This window comes from Bifidobacterium sp. UBA6881 (assembly GCA_002451435.1).
Classification (GTDB): Bacteria; Actinomycetota; Actinomycetes; order Actinomycetales; family Bifidobacteriaceae; genus Bifidobacterium.
Genome location: DKCF01000024.1, coordinates 3,689 through 6,954, shown reverse-complemented (window position 1 = coordinate 6,954; position 3,266 = coordinate 3,689). Strand labels below are relative to the sequence as shown.

General features: G+C 58.8%; 2 protein-coding genes, 1 tRNA gene and 1 pseudogene. All 4 read left to right on the top strand.

The genetic code is table 11. The features are described from left to right. Positions 1 to 732, top strand: a 732-nt coding sequence (locus B3C64_RS01965; RefSeq protein WP_291533351.1) for a serine hydrolase, incomplete at its 5' end; no start/stop codon positions are given. An 84-nt stretch (positions 733 to 816) separates the two neighbouring features. Continuing rightward, on the top strand, positions 817 to 1,932 hold the full coding sequence (htpX, locus tag B3C64_RS01960; RefSeq protein ID WP_291533349.1) for a zinc metalloprotease HtpX: 1,116 nt from the start codon (positions 817 to 819) through the stop codon (positions 1,930 to 1,932). Between the two features lie 376 nt (positions 1,933 to 2,308). After that, a tRNA-Gly gene (locus tag B3C64_RS01955) sits at positions 2,309 to 2,382 on the top strand. Between the two features lie 414 nt (positions 2,383 to 2,796). Next, a pseudogene (locus tag B3C64_RS01950) lies at positions 2,797 to 3,266 on the top strand (hypothetical protein); the annotation flags it as partial.

Genomic DNA, 3,266 nt, shown 5'->3' with positions numbered 1-3,266 from the left:
CGTGCCGCGTTGGACGCGCAGATCGCGAACTTCACGAATTCCGGATACACCGCGTCCTTCGTGCTGACGGACCTCACCACCGGCCGCACCCTCGCATACAACGCGGATACGCCGATCTACTCGGCATCCGCGATCAAGGCGCCGTTCATCATGTCGCTGGCCGCGACCGGCACCATCGATCTTGGCAAAGTGTACCAGGCAGCCGATGAGCAATCCGCCGAAATCAAGCAGAACATCGACTCGACGCTCACCGTCTCCGACAACACTGCGTATAAGTGGCTGGTCGACACCTTCGACGTCAACGCGTTCAACACATGGTCCGAGCAGGCCGGCGCATCCGCCCGCATGACGACCGGGCATGGTTACGTGACCACTTCGGCACGTGATATGGCCCGTCTGTGGACGCAGGGCTATGGATTCCTGTTCCAGCACATGAATTCCGGCGCGACCGACGTGACCGACGAATCGTTGCAGTGGCTGTCCGGAGACATGACGGATTCGCTGAATTCCAACATCCACAACGCGTTGGGCGGCACACAGACCGTCTACACGAAGGCCGGATGGATCAGCGGCGATGGCGATTTGTACGCGCTGAACGACGGCGGATTGGTCGCGTCGCCGTCCGGCCCGTATGTGCTGACGGTGCTGACGAACGCTTGCGACCGCAATGATCTGCTGACAAGTCTGATCGGCACTTTGGATTCCGTGCATTCCAGCGCGATGCATAGCTGACGGCGCGTGACGGATGGCATGGGGCGTCCGTTGTTCCAGCGCATATCCAGCAAAATTTCAGGCAGCGTTCTTACGCTAGTGGCCATGAACGGCAAATTGCGGGTGCATGGACATTGCAACGGCTTGAAAACGACGTTGCTTTTCGCCCTGATGTGGGGCGTGATCATGCTGATCTGGTGGGCGACGGGCGGTAGCCGGCAAACGCTCGGCATCTACATCCTCATCGGTCTCGGTTCCACATTCGCCTCCTACTGGTTCTCCGATAAACTGGCGATCGCGTCCATGAACGCGCGCGCGGTCAGCGAGCAGGAGGCGCCGATGCTGTACGGCATCGTCCGTGAGCTCTCCGCAAAAGCCGGCAAGCCGATGCCGCGAATCTACATCGCGCCGACGATGAGTCCCAACGCCTTCGCGACAGGGCGCAACGAACGCCACGCGGCGGTCTGCTGCACGCAAGGCATCCTGCAGATGCTCAACGAACGTGAAATCCGCGGTGTGCTCGGCCACGAGCTCATGCACGTGTACAACCACGACATTCTGACGTCCGCGATTGCCTCGGCCATGGCCACGGTGATTTCCTATCTTGGTTATTCACTGATGTATTTCGGCGGCGGCAATTCGCGCGACGACCGTGACAATTCCTCAGGCGGCTTGGGACTGCTGGGCGTACTGCTGAGCACGATTCTCGCGCCGATCGCCGCCTCGCTGATTCAGATGGCGATTTCCCGCACGCGCGAATACGACGCCGACGAGGATGGTTCGAAGCTGACGGAGGATCCGGAGGCGCTCGCCTCCGCGCTGCGGAAGATCACGTATGGTACCGACTCCATGCCGATGACCAAAACGGCCGGCACGCAGTCGGTCGCGGCGCTGATGATCGCCAATCCGTTCTCCGCTGAGGGATTTTCGCGCCTTTTCTCCACGCATCCGCCGACCGAGGACCGCATCGCCCGCCTGATGCGGATGAGCCAGGAAATGCAGCAACAGGGTGTGCGTTCGGGCTATCTAAGCGGTTATGCGACAACTGGCCGCTCCGCGTCAAATATTCGGGATATTCGGCAGGGCGGATATCCCATGACGCCCGGTGGTCCGCAGTATGGGGCTCGGTATGAGACTCAATACGGTTCTCAGTACGAATCCGCATATGATTCGGACGGTAGATATTCACGGGACTATCCGCGGCGGCCCATGCGCGGGTGAGGCCGTACGGACCGAACCTCGTCTGCCTTTCTCCATCCGTAGCGGCCCAGATGCGGGTGAAGCTTTGCCGGACGCCTTCCCACCACATCGCCGACCGGTCGAATGAGTGGGCGTACGTGTTCGTTTTCATACGATGGCGAATTCAAAAGTGCTATATGTGGCGGAAAAGACGATTTGCATAAACTGGTTTTCGCTATATGTGGCAGAGCTTCCTGCATAGGCACTCCTAAAGCCTCGAATTTGTACCCCCTAATGGTTCTGCTGCACTGAATTCTGCCACATATAGCGAAAAACGATTTCCTCAATCCGGGATATCTGCCACACATAGCGGGAATCGCATGCTAAACTAAAGTTTCGTGCCCAAAAGGCACGTTTTGCGGATGTAGTTCATCGGTAGAACGAAAGCTTCCCAAGCTTTAAAGGCGGGTTCGACTCCCGTCATCCGCTCCATTCGCTTCAACGGTGAGGCTGTAAAACCCGATCATTCCAACGATTTCCAATTTTGCGGGCACTTGCTCGATCACACGATTTTTGCCGAATTGTTGTCACCGTGTCGACATGGATGTATTGATGCCACTTGTTACGAAGTCAGGGTAGTCGGTGCCGCAGTGCTTTTCGCTGGTGTCGGCCCGATCCATCCTGTTCGGTGGATGACGGGTAAGCTGAGACTGTGAGTGCAGAGCAGAAATCCTTCGAAAAGGGGCAAAACGAGACGAGCCGTGCCGGTTCCGCCGTTTCGCCGGCATTTCCTTCACGGGCATCTTCTTCACAGGGGTCTCTTTCACGGGCAGTCTCCTAAGACAGCCGGCACTGCCTCTACTGGTTCGGACAACGACGCGTCTCCTACATGGCTCGCACAACCCGCTGCTTGGCCACGCGACTTCGCATGCCGCGACGATCATCGGTCTGATTGCGATCATCCTGTGGGGCTTCATGGCCGGTCTTGTGCGCCTCGTCTCCGAATCGTTCGGCGCCACGCTTGGCTCGGCGCTCATCTATACCGTCGGCGGCATGTTGCTGCTCATCGTGCGCAGGCCGAAGGCCATCCGTCAGGCACCGCGCAGGTATCTCATCACGGGCGGTGCCTTGTTCATCGCATATGAATCATCGATTTCGCTGTCGATCGGCTTGGCCGCGACGAACGCGCAATCCGTGGAAGTCAGCCTTGTCAATTATCTGTGGCCGACGATGCTGGTATTGATGACCGCCGCCATGTCACGCAAGCGCGGCGCGGTATGGAAGGCGTTGCCGGGCGCGCTCGTCGCGACCGTCGGCGTCGCGATGGCCGTCGGCGGCGAAAACCTCGACGTGCACGAGGCAATTCGCAATATCGC